This window comes from Gordonia sp. QH-12 (genome assembly GCF_001578675.1).
Classification (GTDB): domain Bacteria; phylum Actinomycetota; class Actinomycetes; order Mycobacteriales; family Mycobacteriaceae; genus Gordonia; species Gordonia sihwensis.
This window is the reverse complement of record NZ_KQ969283.1, coordinates 173,479-190,070: the sequence shown is the minus strand read 5'-3', so window position 1 is coordinate 190,070 and position 16,592 is coordinate 173,479. Positions and strand designations below refer to the sequence as shown.

Sequence of the window (16,592 nt, the reverse complement as noted above, 5' to 3'; positions counted from 1 at the left end):
AACTCCTTGCTTGCTTTAACTTGCACCACCAGTGTGCGTCAATGTGCTAGCAAATGCTAGCGCTAGGAGCGTGTGAGTGGTCGATGTCACTGCTACTGAAAGTACTTCCGCCTGCAATAAACGTCGTGTTCACCGTGGTTTCTTGCGCAACTACCACCCGTCCGCTCCAGCGCAACCCTTTAGTTCGCTGCTAGCAGAATCTACGCCTTAGGCGCTTTGTCAGCGTCCATCCGACGCCGCAACCTGCGTGCTGCAGCAACCATGTTGCGGAGTGCCGGTTCCAGTTGCCAGTAGTGCCGCGTCTTCAATCCGCCGTCCGGGTTGGCCCAGAGCCGATCGATCGGAATCGCCGACGCGGCCCGGGTGAGACGGTCGTCGATCGTGTCGATGTCCGGGATCACCGCGCTGCGGCTCTCGTAAACCCCCGGCCCCACCCCGCGCTCGATGGCGGTGCCGTGCTCGGTCAGTTCGCTCAGCACCCAGTCGATGGACCGCGTCGCCACGATCGACGTGACGTCGGCGTCCATCGCGTTGAACGCCTCGACAACTTCGGCGATCGAGGAGTAGCCGAGGTGCGTGTGGATCTGCGTCTCGGGTTTCGCGCCGCCGACCGCCAGTTTGAACGCCGCGACCGCCCAGTCGAGATAGCCTTCGCGGCCCCGTTCGCGCAGAGGCAGCAACTCCCGGATCGACGGCTCGTCGACCTGGATGATCTTGATTCCCGCCCGCTCCAGATCCGCCACCTCGTCGCGGACGGCCAGCGCCAGTTGCTCGGCGGTCTCGTACAGCGGCTGGTCCTGCCGGACGAACGACCGTGCGAGCATCGTGACCGGGCCGGTGAGAATGCCCTTGACGGGCTTGTCGGTCAGCGACTGCGCGTAGGTGATCCATTCGATCGTCATCGGACCCCGCCGCTTCACATCGCCGTAGAGGATCGGCGGCCGGACGTATCGCGAGCCGTATACCTGGACCCAGCCCATGTGGGTGAAGGCGTAGCCCTCCATCAGTTCGGCGAAGTACTGGATCATGTCGTTGCGCTCGGGTTCACCGTGGACGAGGACGTCGAGCCCGATGTCCTCCTGCAACTCGATGACCCGCCGGATCTCCTCGCGGAGCCGCTCGGCGTACTCGTCCCAGGTGAGCCGACCCTGCCCGTAGTAGTACCGGGCGCGTCGGATGTCCGCGGTCTGCGGAAACGACCCCAGCGTGCACGTCGGCACCGGCGGCAGCCCGAGGACTGCGGCCTGGGCCCTCCGGCGTTCGGCGTACGGAGCTCGTTCGCGCTGGTCCGGTCGGATATTGGCGACTCGTTGACGGACCTCGTGCTTGAGCTTGAAGTGGACGGTCGCCGGACGCGTGTACCAGTGTTCGGGCGCCCCCTCGGAGATCGCCTTCGCCAGCGCGATCACCTCGGCGACCTTCTGCTTGGCGAACGAGAGCCGGTCGGCCACATCGCCGGGAAGGTCGGGTTCGATGAGCTTGTCGACCGGGACGTGCATCAGGGTGCACGACGTCGACACGACGAGATCGGGGATCACCTTCTTGATCTGGAGCAGGTAGTCGAGCTTCCCGCCCTTGGCCGCCTTCCAGACGTTGCGGCCGTCGATCACCCCCGCGTACAGCCGCTTGCGGCGGAGCCCGGCGATCTCCATCAGCATGCTCGGCGTCATGGGCGCGGACACGAGATCGAGACCGATCGCCTCGATCTTGGACGCCGCGAGAATCGGGAGCGCCGGGCCCAGATCGCCGTACTCGCCGGTGACGAGGATCCGCGGACGCAGCCCCGCGCCGCCGAGTCGGTCGTAGGCGCGGGCGAGCGCCGCGAGATCGGCGTCGGTGCGGTCGGAGGTGAAAGCGGGCTCGTCGAGCTGAACACACTTGGTGTTCTGCTTGGCCAGCTTCTCGAACAACTCGATGTACACCTCGAGCAGGTCGTCGAGCCGGTCGAGCGGACGGAACCCTTCCGGTGCGTCGGCCGCAGGCTTGCTCATCAGCAGCAGGCTGACCGGCCCCAGCATGATCGGTCGCAGTTCGATGCCCGCTTCCGCGGCGCGCGCATGCTCGTCGAGCAGGTTCTCGCTGAGCCAACTCGCTCGGCCGAGCGAGAACTCGGTGTCCGGGCCGACCTCCGGCTGCCGGTAGTAGTAGTTGGTGTCGAAGTACTTGATCAGCTCCAACGGCGGGAAGTCGGGCTTGCCGCGAGCCATCGCGAAGTAGAAGTCGATCGGATCGAGCTCGGCGTGCAGCGGCTCGAAGCGACGCGGCACCATCCCGAACATCAGCGCGTTGTCGAGAACGTGGTCGTAGAACGAGAAGGTGTTGCCCGGAACCTGCTCGAGACCGGTGGCGGCGAGCTCACGCCACGTCGACTCGGCGAGCTCACGGCCGGCGGCGAGGAGCTTCCCGCGATCGCCGGAGCCGTGCCAGTAGTCCTCGAGCGCGAATTTCAGTTCGCGGCGCGCACCGATTCTCGGGTACCCGAGAATCGATGACCCGTACTCGATACCGTCAGCGCGTGTCATGGCGCACGCCTACTTGGCCGCGCCGTCGCCGTACTGATAGAAACCGCGACCGGACTTCTTACCCAGACGCCCTGCCTCGACCATGCGCAGCAGCAGCGGCGGCGGCGAGTACAGCGGTTCCTTGAACTCCTCGTACATGCTGTCGGCGATCGCCTTGACGGTGTCGAGCCCGACGAGGTCCGTGAGCTTGAGCGGACCCATCGGATGTGCGCAGCCGAGCACCATCGCCTTGTCGATGTCCTCCACCGTGGCGAATCCGCTCTCCACCATGCGCACCGCCGACAGCAGGTACGGCACCAGCAGCGCGTTGACCACGAAGCCGGAACGGTCGGACGAGCGGACCACCTGCTTGCCGAGCACGTCGTGCGCGAAGGCCTCGGCGCGCTCGCTGACCTCGGTGGAGGTCATCAGCGTGGTCACCAGTTCCACGAGGGGCAGCACCGGGACCGGATTGAAGAAGTGCATGCCGATGACCCGGCTCGCGTTCTCGGTCGCCATGCCGAGCTTCATGATCGGGATCGACGAGGTATTGGAGGCCAGCACCGCGTTGGGGTCGGTCACCACCTTGTCGAGTTCCCGGAAGATCTGTGTCTTGACCTCCTCGTCCTCGATGATCGCCTCGACCACCAGCTGGCGGTCGGCGAAGTCTCCGAGGTCGGAGGTGAATCGCAGGCGCCACGAGGCCTGCTCGCGCTCGCGCTCGGTGAGTTTGCCGCTGCTGACGCCGCGGTCGAGGGAGCGGAGGATACGGGAGCGGCCGGCCGCGGCGAGTTCGCGCGTCGACTCGTAGACGAGGACGTCGGCGTTCGCGCGGGCACACACTTCGGCGATACCTGCACCCATCTGACCTGCGCCGATGATACCGACGCGTGAAATCTTCTCACCTGCCATTGTGAAGGCTCCTGAAGTGTTGTCTGACGTGTCGCGCCGCGCGAACGGCGGAGTACTACCTGTTTAGCAATGATCCCGGGGCAGTTGGGGTTCAATACCCCACTGCCCCGGGATCATCACGAGATCGTCAACCTTTCAAGCGAAGGTCGCGTCGGTTCCTAGTGGAACTGTCCCTCTTCGGTCGAGCCCTTCAGAGCCGCGGTCGAGGTGTTCGGGTCGACGGTGGTGGCGATCTTGTCGAAGTAGCCGGCACCGACCTCACGCTGGTGCTTGGTAGCGGTGTAACCGCGCTCCTCGGCAGCGAACTCGCGCTCCTGCAGGTCGACGTACGCCTTCATCTGCTCGCGAGCGTAGCCGTAGGCCAGATCGAACATCGAGTAGTTGAGGGCGTGGAAGCCGGCCAGCGTGATGAACTGGAACTTGAAGCCCATCGCGCCCAGCTCGTTCTGGAACTTGGCGATGGTGTCGTCGTCCAGGTGCTGCTTCCAGTTGAAGGAAGGCGAGCAGTTGTAGGCCAGGAGCTGGTCCGGGTACTCGGCCTTGACGGCCTCGGCGAACTGCTTCGCGAGGGCCAAGTCGGGCTTGCCGGTCTCCATCCAGATCAGGTCGGCGTACGGAGCGTAGGCCTTGGCGCGAGCGATGCAGGGCTCGATGCCGTTCTTGACGTTGTAGAAGCCCTCGGAGGTGCGCTCACCGGTGATGAACGGACGGTCGCGCTCGTCGACGTCCGAGGTGATCAGGGTGGCGGCCTCGGCGTCGGTGCGGGCGACGACGACGGTCGGGGTGTTGGCGACGTCGGCGGCCAGACGCGCCGAGGTCAGGGTGCGGATGTGCTGCTGGGTCGGGATCAGCACCTTGCCGCCGAGGTGGCCGCACTTCTTCTCCGAAGCCAGCTGATCCTCCCAGTGGGTGCCTGCGGCACCCGCGGCGATCATGGCCTTCTGCAGCTCGTAGACGTTGAGAGCGCCACCGAAGCCGGCCTCACCGTCGGCCACGATCGGCACGACCCAGTTGTCGACCGAGTCGTCGCCCTCGACGCGAGCGATCTCGTCGGCGCGCAGCATCGCATTGTTGATGCGGCGGACCACCGACGGCACCGAGTTGGCCGGGTACAGCGACTGGTCCGGGTAGGTGTGGCCCGAGAGGTTCGCGTCACCGGCGACCTGCCAGCCCGACAGGTAGATGGCCTTGAGGCCCGCGCGGACCTGCTGCACGGCCATGTTGCCGGTCAGTGCGCCGAGCGCGTTGATGTAGCTGTCGTCACCCTTGGTGACGCCTTCCCACAGGATCTCCGCGCCGCGGCGGGCGAGCGTGTGCTCCTCGACGACGTTGCCCTGGAGCTCAGCGACCTGCTCCGCGGTGTAATCGCGCTTGATGCCCTTCCAGCGGGGGTTGGTGTCCCAGTCCTGCTGGATCTCGGCGGCGGTACGCGGCTTTCCGACGTTGCTCATAGCCTTCGCTTTCGTTAGAACTGCTCGATCGCAGTGCTTTGAGGGTTTACGGCCCCATCCGATTCTTGCGAACCGGTTGACACCTTGAGGCGATGCCTGACATCAGGTTGCCATAGGGAAAACCTGCAGTTCAATCCCTACATGGATGCAAATAACGGGCATGTTACCGACGAGTTTTGCAAAGCTTGTAAATATTGATGTGTGAACCTCACGGGCCGAATCTCAAAAAAGTACGCGCGTACTGGGAAAACTCGTCGCGGGACGCTCGGCCGCGCGACACCGACCGCGGCACTCGGCGGCGACGGGCACCGCGGCCGAAAGTGCGGCACTTCACAGACGGCCGCGGCGCGAAACGACGGAAGATCAGCGTGCGGCACGCGTGACGGCGTCTCGAACGAGCCGCACGAACTCGTCGTCGGTCACCGGCGCCGCGACGAGCGCCGAACCCGGAACCACCGCCGCGCGCTCCTGCTCGCTGACGGCGCGTTCGTCGGTCGACAGGCCCAGCTGCAGCGTGACGGTCTCGCCGCTGGGCCGCCGGACCAGGATGTTGCCCATCAGACCCGCGCGGGCGCGGACGGCGCCGCCGGGCAGCGTGGTCACCGAATCGCTGCGCACCAGGAACGACTGCTCCACGGCCGAGTCGCGGAGCGCGGGCAGTTCCACCGTCGTGGTCACGATGTGCGCCCCGGCCAGCGTGCCCTTGCTGGGAACCGCCGTCACGACCGCGCACGGGCCCGTCGTCGCACGACGGTCCACATCGATGTCGCGGCGGACGCTAGAGAGCAGTTCACTGAAGACTCCGGTGTCCGAGCGCGCCACCAGCAGAGCCGAGTTGTCCTCGGTCAGTTGCGGATTGAACTCGGCATCAGCGGTGGGCGCGCACTCCGGCGGGGTGAAGGCGACCGTCTTCGACTGTTCCAGCGTGCTGCGATTCGACACGATCAGATCGTTGACCATCATCGGAACCGCGGTGAAGTCCGGCGGCAGCTGATCGCTGGTGAGCAGCAGGCTCGGCAACGTCGGCTCCTGCGCACTGCCGTCCCCGCATCCGGCGACGCCGATCAGACCCGCGCAGGCGGCCGCGAGTGCGGTGGTACGGGCGAGTGCGGAACGGGACAGAATGGAGCGAAGCACACCGGCACCGTACCCGGCGGAGAGCCGCGGGGAGGGAGGCACATCGCGTGAGCACTGAACACCCGGCCGGCCAGAAGATGTTCGTCGGCGGGCGGATCCGCGGGCTCCGCGCCGACCGCGGACTCTCGCAGCAGGCCCTGGCGGGCATGCTGGGCATCTCCGCGTCGTACCTGAACCAGATCGAGCACGACAACCGGCCGCTGACCGGCCCGGTCCTGGCGAAGATCACCGATCTGTTCGGACTCGACATCGACTTCTTCGACCCGCAGGACGACGTCCGGCTCGTCGCCGAACTGCGGGAGGCACTGCAGGACGAGGACCTCGACTTCGATCCCGCCGCCAGCGAGGCGGGTGAGGTGGCGTCGCTGGTCGGCAGCCACCGGGCGATCGCCGAAGCACTGGTCGGGATCTACCAGCGGTACCGCGTGGTCTCCGAGCAACTCGCGGCGGCGACGGCCGGTCGCGGCGACTCCGGCACGCGCGGAACCATCAGCGCCCCGCACGAGGAGGTCCGCAACTTCTTCTACCAACGTCGCAACTACGTGCACGAACTGGACGAGGCCGCCGAGGACCTGACCTCGCGGATGCGCATGCACTCGGCCGACATCCGCGCCGGCCTGGCCTCGCGCCTCGAGGACCGGCACGGCGTGCGGATCATCCGGCGCGTGGACCTGGGCGACGACGTGCTGCACCGGTTCGACCCCGAGCGGCGCCAGCTGGAATTCTCCGCGGCGCTCTCCGCCGGCCAGCGCACCTTCAAGATCGCCGCGGAACTGGCCTACCTCGAGCTCGGCGATCTGATCGACGAACTCGTGGCCGACGGCGGGTTCACCACAGACGACGCCTTGGCCCTCGGCCGACAGGGGCTGGCCAACTACTTCGCCGCCGCCGCGATGCTGCCCTACGGGCAGTTCCACGGTGCGGCCGAGGACTTCCGCTACGACATCGAACGGCTCTCGGCCTTCTACGCCGTCTCGTACGAGACCATCTGCCATCGGCTCTCGACGCTCCAGCGGCCGAGTCTGCGCGGAGTCCCGTGGACCTTCGTCCGCGTCGACCGCGCCGGGAACATGTCCAAGAGGCAGTCGGCCACCGGCTTCAACTTCTCCTCCAGCGGCGGCACCTGCCCGCTCTGGAACGTGTACGAGGCATTCGTCTCGCCGGGCAAGATCCTGACCCAGATCACCGAGATGCCGGACGGCCGCGAGTACTTCTGGGTGTCGCGCACCGTGGAGCGGCGCGCTGCGCGGTACGGGCAGCCCGGCAAGTCGTTCGCGATCGGCATGGGCTGCGAACTGCGCCACGCCGGACGCATCGTCTACTCCGACGGCACCGAGATCGGCACCGATGCGCGAACGACGCCGATCGGCGCCGGGTGCCGGGTCTGCGACCGTCTCAACTGCCCCCAGCGCGCCTTTCCACAACTCGGCGCCAATCTGGCGATCGACGAACACCGCAGCACGGTTTCTCCGTACATGCCGGGGTGAGCCGCGGCTGGACTACCTTGGGTCGACATGAACACACCTCGCGTCGCCCCCGGCACTCTGCTCGAACTCGGCCCGGTGAACTGGCTGGTGGTCCGCGCGATGGGCCTGGCCACCGGCACCGACGACCCGCACATCTTCGCCACGCTCGGCCGCAGCCGGGGCCTGTTCCGCGGTTGGTTGCACTACTCGTCGCGCATGATGCCGTTCGGCGAACTGTCGCGCAAAGAGACCGAGATGATCATCATCCGCGTCGCCCACCTGCGCTCCTGCGACTACGAGCTCGACCACCATCGACGTCTGGGGGCACGCGCGGGGATCACCGCTGAGGCGTTCGAGCAGATCCTCGAGGGACCCGACGCCGGCTGGGGAGACCGCGAGCGAACCCTGCTGTCGGCCGTGGACGAACTCGTCGCCGAGCGCGACCTGGGCGATCAGACCTGGCAGGCGCTGCGCCGGCACCTCGACGAGCGCCGCGCCGTCGCCTTCGTCCTGCTGGTGGAGCAGTACGACGGGCTCGCGACCACCATCACCGCGCTCCGCGTCCAGCGTGACGAGTTCCGGGGAAGCGGTCGCCGATGACCTCCGTGGCGCAACGACTCATGGGCAACCCGGCGTTCTCGCAGATCTACGAGCGCCTCTGGCGGCCGGTGTTCACCAGGGGCTTCAGCCTCGGCGGATCGCAGACTCTGGACTACGACCGCGCGCTGCGCGCCTACCTGGCCAGGCCCGGCGAACGGCTCGTCCTCGACGTCGCCTGCGGCCCCGGCAACTACAGCCGGGACGCCGCCTCGGGGCTCACGGGCGACGGCCGGTACGTCGGCCTCGACTTCTCCGCGAGCATGCTCGAACAGGCGCAGCGCGATCACCGCGACGACCGCATCGCCTACGTCCGCGGCGACGCCCACCGACTGCCGGTGCCGGACGCGTCGTTCGACACCGTGATGTGCCTCGCCGCGCTCTACCTGATCCCCGACCCGCTCCCTGTGCTCGACGAGATGGCCCGCGTGGTGAAGCCGGGCGGCGAACTGATCGTCTTCACCTCCGTGCGATCGTCGATCGCCGCAGTCCCCGGCGCCGATCTCGTCGCCGGGCTGTCGGGACTGCGGATCTTCGGGCGCCGGGAGTTGCTGGACCGGTTCGACGATCTCGGGATGACACACGTGGAGCAGACCATCACCGGCGTCGGCCAATACGTTCACGCGCGGCGACCTCGCGTCTGACCCCTAGGCAAGCGAACTAGCTTAGGCTAGCCTATTTAAAGGAAGTTATTCCGCTGAATAGGCAGGAGTGGTCATGTCCGATCCGCATACAGGAGAGCTCCCTCTGTCCGACCGCCGCGACGAGGATCTGCCCGGCCACTGGCTGCTCGCCAAGGTCGGCAAGCGCGTGCTGCGGCCCGGCGGCCGCGAGCTCACCGCCGCCTTGCTCGACGATGCCGCGCTCGCCGGCGCCGACGTGGTGGAACTGGCACCGGGCCTCGGCAAGACCGCGGTCGAGATCCTCGGCCGCCGGCCGCGGAGCTACCTCGGCGTGGAAGCCGATGAGCAGGCCGTCGCACTGACCGCGGCCGCGATCGGCGACCGCGGCCGAGTGGTTCACGCCGACGCCGACGACACCGGGCTCGATGCGGCGAGCGCCGACGTCGTGGTCGGCGAGGCGATGCTGACCATGCAGTCCGATCGAGGCAAATCCGCCATCATCGACGAGGCGTTCCGAGTGCTGCGTCCCGGAGGCCGATACGCCGTGCACGAGTTGTCGCTGCATCCCGACACCCTGCCGGACGACGCGAAGACCGAGATCCGCAAAGCGCTGGCACGCTCGATCAAGGTGAACGCCCGCCCGCTCACCGAGGCCGAGTGGCGCGAGGCTCTGGAGCGATCGGGGTTCGTCGTCGAGCGTGTGCGGTTCGCGCCGATGGCGCTCCTGGAACCCGCACGGATGATCGCCGACGAGGGTGTGGCCGGGACACTGAGGATCGCCTTCAACGTGGCCCGCAACCCGTCGGCGCGCAAGCGGATCCTGGGGATGCGCAAGGTGTTCGCGAAGTACCGTGACCAGATGGCCGCCATCGAAGTGATCGTGAGGAAACCCGATGTCGAGCAGTGAGACAGCGGGCAGAGAGACGGCGGCGGCGCCGTTCACCTATCTGACCGGACTGAACGCACCCAACACCGGGGACACCGGGTCGAAGCCGGCGGTGAAGCGGATCCACCGGAGCGATACCGAGACCGTCGTTCGGCTCTCCTTCCGCGCGGGACAGGAGATGCCCGACCACCTCGCCGCCCACCCGATCGTGGTGCTCGGCCAGTCGGGCGCCGTGGACTTCACGGTCGCGGGCGCCACCGTCCGGCTCGAACCCGGCACCGCGATCCGGGTCGACGCCCGGGTGACCCACTCGCTGCACGCGGTCACCGACGGTGCGGTAACACTGGTGATGATCCACGGAAGCTGACATCAGGAGGGGGTCGCCATGCCCGTGCGCCCTCGAGACCGAGCCCGCGCGCTCCTCGCCGACGCCCCGGACGGAATGGACGCGCATGAGGTGGCCGATGCGCTGGGCGTTCACGTCACGACCGCCCGGTTCCACCTGAACAACCTGGTCGACGAGGGTTCGGCCGTCACCGAGACCACCGAACCCCGCGGCGTCGGGCGGCCGCGCGTGGTCTACCGCATCGTGCCCGCCCCGTCCGCCGACGAACTCGTGCACCTGCTGCTGCGCCGCATCGGCGAGACCGAGGCCGAACGCGAACGGGTCGCCGCGGAGACCGGCCGACTCTGGGCACGCGGCCGGCGTGGCGCCGACATCGATGCGGTCGCTGTCCCCGACCCGGTGACGGTGGTCGAGGCGATGCTGACGCGGCTCGGCTTCCGGGTGACCGATGCGCTCAGCGCATTCGGCGAGCACCAGTTGTCGGTCTGCGGCTGCCCGCTGCAGAGCATCGCGTCACGTAACCCCGAGATCGCCCACGGCATCGTCCGCGGCGCGGTGGAGTTCGCACTCGAGCAGGCGTCGCCGGCACTGGGAGGCGCCTATGCCGTCGACGTCTCGCCCGATTCGGCCGGCGACTGCGAACTCGTGCTGCGGTTGTCCGGAGTTCACACTCCTGCAGTTCGCACCCCCTGAAGTTCGCACCCCTGCACGCTGACTCGGATGTCAGAACGAGCGGTAGTCGCGCACCGGCATCCGCGGTCCGCGACGGGCCGGCATCCCCGCACCCAGCTCGCACAACCGGATCACCCGATAGCGTTGGCCCGCATACGGTTCCAGCAACTCCAGCATCCCGTCGTCGTCGACCCGCTCGCCGATCAATGCGAGTCCGACGACCGACGGAGTGTGATAGTCGCCCACCGGGACCGCGTCCGGGTCACCGACCGCGCGTATCCGGGTGTGCGCGGCGGTCCACGGGCCGATGCCGCGAAGGGCGGTGAGGCGGTCCGCCTTCCGCTCCACGTCGACCGTCGCGGCGGCTCTGACGGTCCGAGCGCGCACCGGTTCGAGCCCGCTCCGGTGCCAGTCCGACTCGGTGATCTCCCGCCACCTCGGGCGCGGCGGCGGCACCCTCATGTCGGCCGGGACCGGACCGGGCGCGCGGTCGCCGTATCGGGTCAGCAGATAGCGCCAGGCCCGGTAGGCCTCGTCGCCCACCACCTTCTGTTCGAAGACCGCCGCCACCAGGGCCTCCCAGACGCGGTCGGTGCGCCCGATGCGGAGGTCGGGAACCCGTTCCGCCAGACGTGCGACCGCCCGATCGAGGGGGGTCAGCGCCGCGGGGTCGTCGTGCGCACCCAGCATCGCCGGCACGTTCTCGACGAGCCAGCCCGCGCCGGGCCCCCACGCCCGGGCGAACACCGAACCGTCGGCGCGGCCCGCGACCGCGAGCGTGCCGGGACCGTCGGGCGTGTGGACCGCGCGCCACACGGATCCGTCGGTCGCCACCCGGTACGCCGGATCGGCCCGCCCCCGGCGGTGCAGTGAGAGCATCGCGCGCACCGGAACACGCCATCCGGGCGTCCACTCGCGCTGCAGCATGCCACCCATTGTGCGCGCGGACCGCAGACGCGAGGGCGCCGCACCGGGTGTCGGTGCGGCGCCCTCGCCGAGCGGATCTGAGCGGGTGTCGCTACAGGTTGATCATGTGACCGATCGCGCCGTGGAAGGTCTCCTGGAGAGCCTCGCTCATCGTCGGATGGGTGTGGACGTTGCGGGCCAGTTCACGAGCGGTGAGGTCCCACTTCTGCGCCAGCGTCAGTTCGGGCAGCATCTCGGAGACGTTGTCGCCGACCAGGTGGCCGCCGAGCAGTTCCTCGGTCTCGGCATCGGTGATGAGCTTCACGAAGCCGGCCGGGGCGGCCAGGCCCTGAGCCTTGCCGTTGGCGCTGAACGGGAACTTGGAGACGGTGATCCGGTAGCCCTCGGCCTCGGCCTGCTCCTCGGTGAGACCGAACGACGCGACCTGCGGCTGGCAGAACGTGGCGCGCGGCATCATCCGGTAGTCGCCCAGCGTCATCGTCTCGGCGCCGGCCATGGTCTCGGCGGCCACGACGCCCTGCGCCTCGGCCACGTGGGCCAGCTGCAGTTTGGCGGTCACGTCGCCGATCGCGTAGATGCCGGGAACGTTGGTGCGCATGTGGTCGTCGATCGCGATGGCGCCGCGGTCGGTGAGTGCGACACCGGTGTTCTCCAGGCCGTAGCCCTCCACCCGGGGAGCGAAGCCGACCGACATCAGGACCTTGTCGACGGTGATGCTTCCGTCGGCGCCCTTGGCGTCCTTGTACGTCACCGTGACGTTGTCGCCGTTGTCGTCGACGCTCTGCACACCGGTGCCGGTGAGAATCTTGACGCCGAGCTTCTTGTAGGCCTTCGCGATCTCCTTCGAGACGTCGGCGTCCTCGTTCGGCAGCACGCGCGGCATGAACTCGATGATGGTGACGTCGACGCCGTAGTTGGCGAGTACGTACCCGAACTCCATGCCGATGGCGCCGGCACCCACGATGACGATCGAGCCGGGCAGATCGCGGGTGAGGATCTGCGTCTCGTAGGTCACCACGTTGTCGCTCAGCGCGACGCCCGGGAGCAGCTTGACGGTGGAACCGGTGTCGATGATGACGTTGTCGAAGGTGATCTCCCGATCTCCGACGACGATCGTCTCAGCGTCGCGGAAGACGCCGTATCCGTCGATCTCGGTGATGCCGTTCTTCTTCATCAAGAAGTGAACGCCCTTCACGATGCCGTCGGACACCTTGCGGCTGCGGTCGAAGGCGGCTCCGAAGTCGAAGCTCACCTCACCGCTGATACCGAAGGTCTTGGCCTCGTGATTGAAGACGTGTGCGAGTTCGGCGTTGCGCAGCAACGCCTTCGAGGGGATGCACCCGACGTTGAGACAGACACCTCCCCACCACTTCTCTTCGATGACGGCGGTCTTCATGCCCAGCTGGGCGGACCGGATCGCGGCCACGTACCCACCGGGACCGGCTCCCAGGACAACTGTTTGAAAATGTTCAGCCACGCAGTTCAGCGTACTTCTCCCCTGTGTGCCACGCAGGTGTCCGGTCACGCTCAGTCACGAATCACAATTCAATCAGTGATTGAAACGCTGATTGAAATGTGATCTGCTCAACAGATGCCCGTCGACCCGACTGCCGCCACCACACGCTCGCGCCTGTTGGACGCGGCCGAACGACTCCTCACCGCCGTGCCCTACGACGACCTGTCGGTGCGGGCGGTGTGCGGCGAGGCCGGCGCCAACCCCGCGGCCGTGCACTACCACTTCGGATCGAAGGAGGCCCTGGTCGCCGCGCTGCTCCAAGACCGCCTCGAACCGGAATGGTCCGACCAGCTCGACACACTCCAAGCGGGTCCGCGCACCGTCACCGACATCGTCGAGGCGATTCTCGACCCGCTCATCGCGTTGCAGGCCGCCCCCGAGACCGCACCCCTGGTCCGCACCCTCGCCCAATTCGTGCTCACTCATCCGCGAGCGCCGTGGGACAGCCGGTGGTTCCAGCTCGACGTGTGGACCGAACTGCTCACCGCCACCGTGCCCGGCCTGGACCCCGACGTCGCACGACGCCGCTGGCGCTTCGCGTTCGGCCTGATGATGACCGAGTTCGCCGCACCCCGGGAGATCTCCCCCGACAACGTCGCAGCCCTGTCCGACTTCCTCATCGCCGGCCTCGCCGGCCTACCGAAAGGCATTCGATGACCACCAGCCCGAGTCCGAAAGATCCCGCACCGAGAGCCGGGAACGACCCGCTGAGCCCAGCTGTGCTCGGACCGCTCACGCTCCGGAACCGGATCATCAAGTGCGCGACCTTCGAGGCCATGACGCCCGACGCACTGGTGACCGACGAGCTCATCGAGTTCCACCGCGAGGTGGCCGCGGGCGGCGCGGCGATGTCGACGGTCGCCTACTGCGCGATCGCGCCCGAAGGCCGCACCGACCGCCATCAGATCTGGATGCGGCCCGAGGCGGTCCCGGGCCTGCAGCGGCTCACCTCGGCGATCCACGCCGAAGGCGCTCTGGCCGCAGCTCAACTCGGGCACGCCGGGCCGGTCGCGAACGCCGTGTCCAACAGGCTTCCGGCGCTCGGTCCGGGCCGGATCCCCGCGCCGATGGGCATGTCGCTGACCGCGAAGGTCGCGCGCGACGACATCCCCGGACTGGTGCGCAAGTTCGCCACCGCCGCGCGGCTGGCCGTCGACAGCGGGTTCGACGGCTTGGAGATCCACTGCGGCCACAACTACCTGCTCAGCGCATTCATGTCACCGCTGCTGAACCACCGGCGCGACGAATACGGCGGCTCGGCCGTGAATCGCGCCCGGTTCGCCCGCGAAGTCCTCGAAGCGGTGCGCAACGAGGTCGGCGACGAGGCCGCTGTCTGGGCCAAGCTCAACATGTTCGACGGCCTCGGCAAACCCGCCCGCGGACGCGGTGGCAGACCTTGGAGCTGCACCAATCTCGACGATGCGATCAAATACGCCGAGCTGTTCGAGAGCGACGGGTTCATCGACGCCATCGAGCCCACCGCGGGGAGTTCGCTGCTGAATCCGATGTACCTGTTCCACGGCGAGCCGCCGCTGGAATCGTTCGCCGAGGCGATGGCCGGACCGGTCAAGACCGGTATGAAGCTCGGCGGCCGTCTGTTCCTGAAGCACTACCCGTACACCGACACCTACCTGCTTCCGCTCGCCCGCGAACTCCGCAAGGCGGTGTCCCTGCCGCTGATCCTGCTCGGCGGCGTGACCGATCACGCATCGATGCGGACGGCGATGGACGAGGGCTTCGACTTCGTCGCGATGGGCCGCGCGCTGCTGCGCGAGCCGGATCTGCCGCACCTCATCGAGGCGGACCCGTCCACCCGCAGCAAGTGCGTGCATTGCAACCTCTGCATGCCGACCATCTACTCCCACACCCGCTGCCCGATCCGGACCGGAGAGGTCCCCGATCCGCTGACCGCCGCAGGCTGATTCCGGCCGTCGCGCGGACCGCGGGACCACCCGCCCCGCGGTCCGCGCGGTTTCCACTGGTCCGCGAAACGTGATAGGCAGGATTAGTCCGTTCGGGTCACTGACCCGAGAGTCGATGGGCCCTACCGGCCGGGGGAAGTGGTAGTCAGATCCGCGGCGCTCCACGTCGCCGCCGTCGAATGAATCCAGTTCGCCCGACCCGAGAAACGACTATCGACAATTCGGAGGTCAGATGACTGACTCGACCGTCTCCACCGACGCCACCTCCACGGCGACGCTCCGGAAGGCGATCGCGGCGTCCGCGATCGGCAACGCCACCGAGTGGTACGACTACGGCGTCTACGCCGCGACCACCACCTACCTCACCCAGGCGTTCTTCCCCGGCCACCTCGGCACCATCGGCACCATGCTCGGCTTCGCCGTCTCCTTCGTGCTCCGGCCGCTCGGCGGCTTCGTCTGGGGACCGATCGGCGACCGCCTCGGCCGCAAACACGTCCTGGCGCTGACGATCCTGCTGATCTCGCTGGCCACCGCGCTGATCGGCGTACTGCCGACCCACGCGTCGATCGGTATCTGGGCTCCGATCCTGCTGATCGCACTGCGAGTGGTGCAGGGCTTCTCGACCGGCGGCGAGTACGGCGGCGCGGCCACGTTCATGGCCGAGTACGCGCCGGCCGACAAGCGCGGACGGTACGGCAGCTTCCTCGAGTTCGGCACCATGGCCGGCTTCGCCTCGGGAACCGCCATCGTCCTGCTGATGAACCTCGGCCTGAGCGAGTCGCAGATGCAGGAATGGGGCTGGCGCATCCCGTTCCTGATCGCTCTCCCCCTGGGTCTGGCCGGCCTCTACCTGCGGTCGCAGCTCGACGATCCGCCGCTGTACACCGATGTGGAGAAGAAGGTCGCCGATCCGGGCGGAATCACCGGTCAGCTGCGTCAGACGCTGGTGCACTACTGGAAGCCGATCCTCATCATGTTCGGCATGGTGGTCGCGCTCAACATCGCGAACTACACCCTGCTGGCCTACCAGCCGCAGTACCTCAAGGGCACCATCGGCCTGAGCGAGGACACCGCCTCGGTGGTGGTCCTGATCGGCCAGGTGGTGATGATGCTGCTCATCCCGGTGTTCGGCATGTGGTCCGACAGCACCGGCCGCAAACCGATGTGGCGGGTCTCCCTCGTGGGTCTGTTCGTCTTCGCGCTGCCGATGTACTGGCTGATGGGCCAGGGTTTCGGATGGGCGATCGTCGGATTCGTCGTGCTCGGCGTCCTCTACATCCCGCAGCTGGCGACCATTTCGGCGACCTTCCCCGCGATGTTCCCCACTCACGTGCGCTATGCGGGCTTCGCGATCTCGTACAACCTGTCCACCGCCGCCTTCGGCGGTACGGCACCCCTGGTCAACGACGCCGTCGTCGACCAGACCGGCTGGAACCTTTTCCCGGCCGTGTACATGATGGCCGCGTGCGTGGTGGGCGGTATCGCCCTCAGCTTCCTGCGCGAGACCGCCGGTTGCTCGATCGCCGGAACCAAGACTCCGGGTGCCGAGCCGGTCGAGGACGCTGTCGAGACCTCGCGGGTGGGCGCGTAGCCCGCCACCGGAAGGCCGCCGCGCCGGCGCCGGTACGTTGGACAC

The 16,592-nt window shown here is 67.7% G+C and carries 15 protein-coding genes; 9 read left to right on the top strand and 6 right to left on the bottom strand.

From position 1 onward, the window contains the following. Positions 1-200: 200 nt before the first annotated feature. The 4 genes from metE to Y710_RS02820 all read right to left on the bottom strand — a co-directional run bounded on the left by metE (position 201) and on the right by Y710_RS02820 (position 6,001). Entirely contained in the window at positions 201-2,522 is a 2,322-nt protein-coding gene (gene metE, locus Y710_RS02835) for a 5-methyltetrahydropteroyltriglutamate--homocysteine S-methyltransferase (protein ID WP_062366228.1), read from the bottom strand. 9 nt (positions 2,523-2,531) lie between these two features. Further along, entirely contained in the window at positions 2,532-3,413 is an 882-nt protein-coding gene (locus tag Y710_RS02830) for a 3-hydroxybutyryl-CoA dehydrogenase (protein WP_006894193.1), read from the bottom strand. A 158-nt stretch (positions 3,414-3,571) separates the two neighbouring features. After that, positions 3,572-4,864 (bottom strand): isocitrate lyase, encoded by a 1,293-nt coding sequence (aceA, locus tag Y710_RS02825; protein WP_006894192.1) that lies wholly within the window; start codon positions 4,862-4,864, stop codon positions 3,572-3,574. Between the two features lie 363 nt (positions 4,865-5,227). Then, positions 5,228-6,001, bottom strand: coding sequence for a hypothetical protein (locus Y710_RS02820; protein WP_062366226.1), 774 nt, complete (start codon positions 5,999-6,001; stop codon positions 5,228-5,230). Between the two features lie 77 nt (positions 6,002-6,078). On the opposite strand from Y710_RS02820, the gene ramB reads away from it, so the two are divergent. The 6 genes from ramB (at position 6,079) to Y710_RS02790 (ending at position 10,612) form a co-directional block, all read left to right on the top strand. Then, on the top strand, positions 6,079-7,488 hold the full coding sequence (ramB, locus tag Y710_RS02815; RefSeq protein ID WP_062366224.1) for an acetate metabolism transcriptional regulator RamB: 1,410 nt from the start codon (positions 6,079-6,081) through the stop codon (positions 7,486-7,488). Positions 7,489-7,515: 27 nt separating this feature from the next. Then, positions 7,516-8,067 carry a carboxymuconolactone decarboxylase family protein gene (locus tag Y710_RS02810; protein WP_006894189.1) on the top strand — a complete coding sequence of 184 codons (552 nt, stop codon included), beginning with the start codon at positions 7,516-7,518 and terminating at the stop codon, positions 8,065-8,067. Further along, entirely contained in the window at positions 8,064-8,708 is a 645-nt protein-coding gene (locus tag Y710_RS02805; protein WP_006894188.1) for a class I SAM-dependent methyltransferase, read from the top strand. The genes Y710_RS02810 and Y710_RS02805 overlap by 4 nt, the downstream gene beginning before the upstream one ends. 73 nt (positions 8,709-8,781) lie before the next feature. After that, positions 8,782-9,594 (top strand): class I SAM-dependent methyltransferase, encoded by an 813-nt coding sequence (locus tag Y710_RS02800; protein WP_006894187.1) that lies wholly within the window; start codon positions 8,782-8,784, stop codon positions 9,592-9,594. Then, a complete protein-coding gene (locus tag Y710_RS02795; protein WP_006894186.1) occupies positions 9,581-9,940 on the top strand; it encodes a cupin domain-containing protein in 360 nt (119 codons plus the stop codon). The genes Y710_RS02800 and Y710_RS02795 overlap by 14 nt, the downstream gene beginning before the upstream one ends. Before the next feature lie 18 nt (positions 9,941-9,958). After that, the gene (locus tag Y710_RS02790; protein WP_045537540.1) at positions 9,959-10,612 is read left to right on the top strand and encodes a helix-turn-helix domain-containing protein; all 654 of its coding nucleotides are present in this window, start codon (positions 9,959-9,961) and stop codon (positions 10,610-10,612) included. A 30-nt stretch (positions 10,613-10,642) separates the two neighbouring features. Here the strand turns inward: Y710_RS02790 and Y710_RS02785 are convergent, their stop codons facing one another. Further along, a complete protein-coding gene (locus Y710_RS02785; RefSeq protein WP_082781248.1) occupies positions 10,643-11,518 on the bottom strand; it encodes a DNA-3-methyladenine glycosylase family protein in 876 nt (291 codons plus the stop codon). A gap of 91 nt (positions 11,519-11,609) precedes the next feature. Beyond that, the gene (gene lpdA, locus Y710_RS02780; RefSeq protein ID WP_006894183.1) at positions 11,610-12,995 is read right to left on the bottom strand and encodes a dihydrolipoyl dehydrogenase; all 1,386 of its coding nucleotides are present in this window, start codon (positions 12,993-12,995) and stop codon (positions 11,610-11,612) included. A 114-nt stretch (positions 12,996-13,109) separates the two neighbouring features. On the opposite strand from lpdA, the gene Y710_RS02775 reads away from it, so the two are divergent. The 3 genes from Y710_RS02775 (at position 13,110) to Y710_RS02765 (ending at position 16,547) form a co-directional block, all read left to right on the top strand. Further along, positions 13,110-13,691, top strand: a complete 582-nt coding sequence (locus Y710_RS02775) for a TetR/AcrR family transcriptional regulator (protein ID WP_006894181.1) — start codon at positions 13,110-13,112, stop codon at positions 13,689-13,691. After that, a complete protein-coding gene (locus Y710_RS02770; RefSeq protein WP_062366220.1) occupies positions 13,688-14,956 on the top strand; it encodes an NADH:flavin oxidoreductase in 1,269 nt (422 codons plus the stop codon). The genes Y710_RS02775 and Y710_RS02770 overlap by 4 nt, the downstream gene beginning before the upstream one ends. Positions 14,957-15,188: 232 nt before the next feature. After that, positions 15,189-16,547, top strand: a complete 1,359-nt coding sequence (locus Y710_RS02765) for an MFS transporter (RefSeq protein WP_006894178.1) — start codon at positions 15,189-15,191, stop codon at positions 16,545-16,547. Positions 16,548-16,592: the final 45 nt, after the last annotated feature.

What these genes read in the sequence shown, in the direction of transcription:
- Y710_RS02775 (WP_006894181.1), top strand. Translation starts at nt 13,110, where the DNA reads ATGCCCGTCGACCCGACTGCCGCCACCACACGCTCGCGCCTGTTGGAC.
- Y710_RS02830 (WP_006894193.1), bottom strand. Translation starts at nt 3,413, where the DNA reads ATGGCAGGTGAGAAGATTTCACGCGTCGGTATCATCGGCGCAGGTCAG.
- aceA (WP_006894192.1), bottom strand. Translation starts at nt 4,864, where the DNA reads ATGAGCAACGTCGGAAAGCCGCGTACCGCCGCCGAGATCCAGCAGGAC.
- Y710_RS02795 (WP_006894186.1), top strand. Translation starts at nt 9,581, where the DNA reads ATGTCGAGCAGTGAGACAGCGGGCAGAGAGACGGCGGCGGCGCCGTTC.
- Y710_RS02805 (WP_006894188.1), top strand. Translation starts at nt 8,064, where the DNA reads ATGACCTCCGTGGCGCAACGACTCATGGGCAACCCGGCGTTCTCGCAG.
- Y710_RS02770 (WP_062366220.1), top strand. Translation starts at nt 13,688, where the DNA reads ATGACCACCAGCCCGAGTCCGAAAGATCCCGCACCGAGAGCCGGGAAC.
- Y710_RS02765 (WP_006894178.1), top strand. Translation starts at nt 15,189, where the DNA reads ATGACTGACTCGACCGTCTCCACCGACGCCACCTCCACGGCGACGCTC.
- Y710_RS02785 (WP_082781248.1), bottom strand. Translation starts at nt 11,518, where the DNA reads ATGCTGCAGCGCGAGTGGACGCCCGGATGGCGTGTTCCGGTGCGCGCG.
- Y710_RS02790 (WP_045537540.1), top strand. Translation starts at nt 9,959, where the DNA reads ATGCCCGTGCGCCCTCGAGACCGAGCCCGCGCGCTCCTCGCCGACGCC.
- metE (WP_062366228.1), bottom strand. Translation starts at nt 2,522, where the DNA reads ATGACACGCGCTGACGGTATCGAGTACGGGTCATCGATTCTCGGGTAC.
- Y710_RS02800 (WP_006894187.1), top strand. Translation starts at nt 8,782, where the DNA reads ATGTCCGATCCGCATACAGGAGAGCTCCCTCTGTCCGACCGCCGCGAC.
- Y710_RS02810 (WP_006894189.1), top strand. Translation starts at nt 7,516, where the DNA reads ATGAACACACCTCGCGTCGCCCCCGGCACTCTGCTCGAACTCGGCCCG.
- ramB (WP_062366224.1), top strand. Translation starts at nt 6,079, where the DNA reads ATGTTCGTCGGCGGGCGGATCCGCGGGCTCCGCGCCGACCGCGGACTC.